Annotated in this window: 5 protein-coding genes and 2 pseudogenes; 6 read left to right on the top strand and 1 reads right to left on the bottom strand. The window is 59.7% G+C overall.

Annotated elements, in window-relative coordinates; genetic code table 11:
- Positions 1-170 (bottom strand): annotated as a pseudogene (locus EN742_RS38910) (MFS transporter); the annotation flags it as partial.
- Between the two features lie 657 nt (positions 171-827).
- Here EN742_RS38910 and EN742_RS00435 point away from each other — a divergent pair.
- The 6 genes and pseudogenes from EN742_RS00435 to EN742_RS00455 all read left to right on the top strand — a co-directional run.
- The gene (locus EN742_RS00435) at positions 828-1,142 is read left to right on the top strand and encodes a hypothetical protein (RefSeq protein ID WP_091599500.1); all 315 of its coding nucleotides are present in this window, start codon (positions 828-830) and stop codon (positions 1,140-1,142) included.
- A gap of 517 nt (positions 1,143-1,659) precedes the next feature.
- Positions 1,660-2,838 carry a cytochrome P450 gene (locus EN742_RS00440; RefSeq protein WP_164746650.1) on the top strand — a complete coding sequence of 393 codons (1,179 nt, stop codon included), beginning with the start codon at positions 1,660-1,662 and terminating at the stop codon, positions 2,836-2,838.
- Positions 2,839-2,867: 29 nt separating this feature from the next.
- Positions 2,868-2,990 (top strand): annotated as a pseudogene (locus tag EN742_RS38915) (ferredoxin); the annotation flags it as partial.
- Positions 2,991-3,128: 138 nt separating this feature from the next.
- The gene (locus EN742_RS00445; protein ID WP_236378846.1) at positions 3,129-3,716 is read left to right on the top strand and encodes a nuclear transport factor 2 family protein; all 588 of its coding nucleotides are present in this window, start codon (positions 3,129-3,131) and stop codon (positions 3,714-3,716) included.
- A 148-nt stretch (positions 3,717-3,864) separates the two neighbouring features.
- Entirely contained in the window at positions 3,865-5,466 is a 1,602-nt protein-coding gene (locus tag EN742_RS00450) for an SDR family oxidoreductase (RefSeq protein ID WP_091599495.1), read from the top strand.
- Positions 5,467-5,604: 138 nt separating this feature from the next.
- Positions 5,605-6,368: LLM class flavin-dependent oxidoreductase (locus tag EN742_RS00455; RefSeq protein ID WP_245492211.1), on the top strand; the 764-nt coding region annotated here is incomplete at its 3' end.

The following is a 6,368-nucleotide window of genomic DNA, read 5'->3' on the forward strand; positions in this document are numbered from 1 at the left end:
GTCAGAACGCTGGCGGGCAGAAACTCTGCCGTCACAAGCCCGAAGGTGCCGAAGGAAAGCGAAATGATCGCACCCCATGCGGGGCCAGACCGTTGATAGGGACTTTCTGGGTCAAGCCGATCTCGGTCGAACAGAGCCGCGTCCACTAAATCTGTCGCCGATTCGGTCATGAATGAGTTCTCCAGCTAGGAGCTGTTGCAGCAGGGGTGGCTATATCGCCGGGGATCAAAGCCGCTAGACCTTCCGGCGGCGGCCAGTCGGCCTCAGTCGAGGCCTCGGCGCCCACGCATCCGAGGCCTCATCGGAGGGCCGACGGACACAACCGTCGACAATGCGGGAGAGTTCTCGGCGCGGTCGCATCGATCGCATCCGTCGAAGTGCGGCCTGTTCACTGCGAACCAAGCAAGCCGAACGCGGTGTCCTCGATCGAGGCCTTGATGGGGGGATGATCGACGATCTCTATATTGCTTTGAAGCAGGAAGTTCCGTCGCCATATGCGGTTATCCTGGCAGCCAGAATTGAGCGGTCGTCGCAAGCACCAAGGCGGTCGCAATGAGTGCAACGAGGCGGAAGTCTGATCGATGGCTGCGGTTCGATGGCCGCGCGATCGACAGAATTGAGGTGATGAGTTATCCCTTTTGAAGCCGTTGCTCCCAATTCTGGGATAAGGTAATTGCAGGCGGTCCCAGCAACGTCGGGCGGCCTTTTTGGTGATTGAATTCATGGGACGACACTCTCGGTCCGTGACGCGTCTGCGAATGACTGCGCAAGTACCGTGCCATCAACGACAAATCTGGCTCTGCTGAGCGGGTGGTGGAGGCACGAGCGTGGGCTATCCCAAGAGCTTGCCGCAAGGTTGTTCGAAGTTGAGGTGCCGGATAGGCCGCAAATATGTCGGGCGGCCTGGGGTTCGCCAACACGAAGATGCGCAAGTTCAAAAGGACGAGCTGAACCCTTGCCGATATCCGTCCGAGGCTGATCTGGAGAAGGTCAAGAACTGCGTCTTGAAGGCTTTCCGCCGCACCGGCAAATGCGAAGCCAAGGTGCTGGGCAAGATGGACAGGGCCACACAACCCCTCGACTGGACGCTCATTAACGGCATCGGTGTGGCTCTGGTAGCTGGCGAGAAAACGCCGTGCTGAAAGACGAAAGCTCGTGTGGCCGGCTCTGAAGGAGGGCCAATGAGGCAGGCGAGGAGAGGCTATAGCCCATTCTTGTAGACTGACCTTGTCCCACGGAGGCGGCTAACCACCCCGCCAGACATCATCGAGGGGAGCGCCACTAGGCTCACGAACAAGTGTTGGTCATTTCCACCTGGGTGACCTCGGCCAAGTCACCAAACCGCTTAGCGCAACCTTTCGAACTGGATGCTCCCCGGGCACATGATCGGCTAGCGATCCCACCAATTGAGTTGCTCCAAGTCGGTGTCTAGCTTTCTACATTCTGTGTCCGACGCTGGACAAGAATGTTGCAATCCCGACCAGTAAGTCAGCACAGGCGCCACCTGTTGCCCAGCAAACGGCAAGGATTATCGAAAGACGAATTCGGCACGGAGCTTGCACCAACGATTGCATGCAAATGCCGACAGCATCTCATGAACGGTCTCTCGATTCTGGCGCGGTTAAATCGCGGCCGGTTCCAGATCATGTCCCGCCCGAAATGGTGAGGGACTTCAGCCTGTTTACGTCGCCCGGCATGTTGCCGACGGCCAACGGGGATCCGCATGCAGCGGTTGCTTGCGTTCATGCCGGGCCTCCGATCTTTTATTCAACCAGCAACACGCGCGACGGTCGGGGTACCTGGGTCATCACTCGCGCGAGCGACCAGCGCCGGGTGCTGCAGGACACCGAAACGTTTTCCAGCCATCGCAGCATCTTCGCCTCTGTGCTCGGCGAGAGCTGGCCGATGATCCCGCTTGAGCTCGATCCGCCATTCCACGGTGTTTTTCGCTCACTGCTCAATCCGCTGCTTTCGCCAAAGCGGGTAATGGCATTGGAGCCGGCTGTCCGGGAACGAGCGATCAAGCTGATCGACAGGATCGCCGCATCAGGCACGAGCTGCGACATCATGAAGGATTTTGCAGTTCCGTTCGCGGTCAATATCTTCCTTCGCTTTATTGGGCTTTCGGACGACGGACTAGAAACATTTGTCGGCTGGGCTAGAGATCTGCTCCACGGCGATAAGGAGCAACGACCACCCGCAGCCCGGACGATCGTGGCCTTCATCGACGAACTTGCCACCGAGCGCCGCAAGGAGCCGGTCGATGATTTCATGACCTTCATCGTGAAGGCAAAGGTCGAGGGCCGTCTGCTCAGTGACGAAGAAGTCCGTGGCATCGGCGTGCTTGTGTTCGTCGCGGGGCTCGACACGGTCTCAGCAGCCATATGCTTCGACTTGGCCCATCTCGCGCGCAACCCCAAAGATCAGGAATTGCTACGAAGCGAACCGGACCGGATTGCCGTCGCCGCGGAAGAATTGCTGCGCGCCTATTCGACCATTCAGATGATCCGAGTGGCAACGAAGGATGTCGACTTCAAAGGCGCGCCGATCCGCAAGGGAGACTATGTTTCCTGTGCCACGATGATTGCCAATCGTGACCCGGCGGAATTCGAATACCCGAATGAGATCGATCTGGCGCGCGAGGACAACCGGCACGCTGCCTTTGGCTATGGTCCCCATCGTTGTCTTGGCTCACACCTTGCCCGGCGGGAGATTGTCATTGGCCTGGAGGAGTGGCTGGCGCGCATCCCAGCCTTTCGGATCAAGACAGGGACTGAACCCATCACCTTCGGCGGCCATGTGTTCGGGATCGAGAATCTGATCCTGGACTGGTCCTGAAGTTTCCGCCAACGACATTGGAGTTCGCTATGCGTGTCATCGTACACAAAGCCAGATGCCAGGGTCATGCGCGCTGCTTGGCGCGGGCGCCGAGAGTCTTCAAGCTTGATGACGACGGCTACATCTTGCCCGGTGATATTGATGTTGCCGATGGGGAGCAACTGCTTGCCTCACAAGGGGTAAGAGCCTGCCCCGAACAAGCTCTGGAAGTTGACGAGCCCCCCGCTAACTCAATTGTAGAGAGAGACACACGCAAAGTGCAGACTGGCGTCGGGAAGGACAAAACAATCATACAATTCGCGACAGAACCTGTCGACCACGCGAAAATTACCGAACTGCGTGACCGAGAGGCGATCCGCAACTGCCTGTATCGGTACTGCCGCGGGATTGACCGCGCCGATGAGGCGGCGCTGCGTAGCGCATACTGGCCCGAAGCGTATGACAGGCACGGTCCCTATTGCGGACCGGCAGAGGACTTCATCCAATTTGCTCTCGGTCTGCCGGGGCAGCGTAACATCCATCAAATCACGAACAGCCTGATCGACTTCATCAGTTCAGCAGAGGCCGCGGTCGAGAGCTATTTCACCGCGCTGCAACGCGGACCGGATACAGACCAAGAAATACGTCAGACGCTGCTTTGCGGCCGTTACTGCGATCTGTTTCAGAAGAGGCAGGACGAGTGGCGAATTGCGGAACGGACAGTCGTCTACGATTGGGTTGAGGAGCAAATCCCGCCAGCGATTCTTGAGGCAGATAGGTTCGGCCGGCGACAGCCGATTGGAGCACCACATCCAGACGATCCCATCTACCAGCTGCTCAAGCGTCACATCCCCACCGACCAAGATGGCGTCGAGGGTCCCCAACTGGGAGCTGCATAAGTGGGTAGAAATGGAGGATGAGCGCCTTGCGGGATTGAGATCTGTGTGGGGCCGCAACTGGCGGTCACTGCAACGATTTGGCTCGACCCTTCATTCCGCCCAAGGTCGATGGGCTGAGATCACAAGCGGTCATCGTGGAGAAGCTCTCGTGAAACTGGCAGCACGCACCGTAATCATCACAGGCGCCGCGGGCGGGATCGGCCGTGCCCTGGTCGATATCCTTGCCGCGGACGGAGACACTGTAGTTGCGGTGGACCTTCCGGGCAGTGGTGTGGTTGAACTGGCTCGGGATCTCGGGTCGCCGCACGTCGGTCTGGAGTGCGATGTGTCGCGAGAGAAGGACATGCTCTCACTTTTCGGCCAGGTCGAAGCACGGTTCGCGCAAATCGATGTCCTCATCAACAATGCGGCGGTTGGACCCACGATGGATAGGATCATCGACACCGCTGTCGATACCTTCCGACGCGGCGTGACAGTGAACCTTATTGGGCCATTCGTTATGGCCCGGGAAGCGGCGCGGCGCATGAGGCCGGGCGGTGCGATCGTCAATGTGGCTTCGATGGCGGGCGTGGTCGGCAATCCCAGGCGCAACGCCTACGCAGCCTCGAAAGCTGGCGTGATCTCGTTGACAAAGTCCCTTGCGTGCGAGTGGGCTATGCGAGGAATCCGCGTCACGGCGGTGGCACCGGGCTCCGTCCGCACCCCAATGGTCACAGAACTGGCACGCGCTGGCAAAATGGACCTCGCGGCGATACGCCGCCGCGTGCCGATGGGGCGCTTGGCTCGCCCCGACGAGATCGCCAGGGTCGTGCGTTTTCTGAGCAGCACGCAGGCGCGCTACATCACCGGCTCGGTGCTGGCAGTCGACGGAGGCTGGATGTCATTCAACCAGCCGGGGGATGCTCACCCGCCGGTGGATAGTGCGCTCCAAGCCGAGCTCTCCTGTCCGGCCGAATGCACAGATGCGCGAATCGTGCTCGTCACCGGTGGCGCAAAAAGCATTGGCGCGGCCGTCGCTCGCCGCTTTGCCGCGAACGGCGACACCGTCGTGATTGCTGATAAAGATGGCACTGCAGCGGCAGAGCTGGCTACATCGCTCCCCGGCAAGCATCTGGCGAAATCGCTGGACGTGGCCGTCGAGAGCGATGTGGTGTCGATGTTCGAAGAGCTGAGGCGACGCTTCGGGTATATCGATGTTCTGGTCAATAGTGCTGATACCGCCGACAGGATTGTGCCTGCGATCGAGCAACTGTCGAAACAGCTCGAACACGTCCTGGATGTCAACCTTACCGGCGCCTTCACCTGCGCGCGCGAAGCGATCAAGGCTATGCGCCCGGGCGGCGTGATCCTCAATCTCGGGTCGATCGACAGCTTTCTGCCGTTCGCGCCGCGCCATGCCTACGGCGCCTCCAAGGCGGGGATGGATATGCTGACCCGTTGCATGGCGGCCGAACTCGGCCCGGTCGGAATTCGGACAGCCACCGTCGCTCCTGGCCACATCCGCACGCCCGCACTTGCTCAGTTGGCCAAAGCCGGCCGCATCGACCTGGCAGCAATCGGACGACGCATCCCCATGGGCAGGATGGGACGGCCAGAAGACGTCGCAGATGCATCGTTCTTCCTTGCTTCGTCTGACGCCTCATACATCAACGGCTCGATCCTCTACGTGGACGGCGGCTGGACCTCGTTCGGTGATGCGGGAAACGCCAGCGAACTCTATGACGAATGTTTTGCGGAGGCCGCAGGTTAATTGCCAGGCATTCGCAGGGCGACCGGCCGAGCATTATGAAGCCTCGGCTCCACGACGCACCCGAGGTGCTTGAGATCCAAGCATGCGCATGCCGAGCACATTCCCGGTCGGCTGACGTGTCTATAACGAGGAGAAATCATGGAATTTGCCACTTTCATTCTGGCCGCCCAGCGTGGCTATCACCAATCCTCAGAAAGCGTCATCCGCAACTCCATCGAACAGGCCGTCGCTTCGGAGCAGGCTGGGTTCAACACCGCGTGGTTTGCTGAGCACCACTTCAACAATTACAGCCTCATACCATCCCCGCTGATGATGGTGGCGCACTGCGCCGGCTTGACAAGCACGATTCGCCTGGGCACTGCCGTCTGCGTGCTGCCGCTTTACCAACCGCAGCGCCTGCTGTCCGAGATCGGCTTCGCCGACATCGTTGCGAACGGCCGTCTCGAGCTCGGCGTAGGCTTGGGATACCAGCAGTTCGAGTTCGAACGGTTCGGCGTGGACATCGATGAGGCGCCGGCCGTCTTTTCGGAATACCTGGACATCATTCTCAAGGGCCTCAACCAAAACGTCTTCGAACACGACGGCCAGTATGAGAAGATCCCCCCAACAGCGATTTCGGTCCGCACAGTCCAGCAGCCGACGCCGCCTATCTGGATCGCTGGCGGAGCCGCACGGATGGCTCGGGCCTACCGCGAGGGGCACAATTTTTTTGTCACAGCCTTCCACGACGGCTTAGAGACTTTGACCACACTGCGTGAATCAGTCGAGAGGGCGGCGGCATCCGAGGAAAAGAACGTCACCGACGTCAAGATATCGCTGCTGCGCTGCTGCTATGCCAGCCACGACGAGTTGGAGATCAACAGCTATCTCGACAATGCCCGCTTCCAGCGCCGGCTTTCTGA

The organism is Mesorhizobium sp. M4A.F.Ca.ET.020.02.1.1 (assembly GCF_004022645.1).
In the GTDB taxonomy this organism is placed as follows: Bacteria; Pseudomonadota; Alphaproteobacteria; order Rhizobiales; family Rhizobiaceae; genus Mesorhizobium.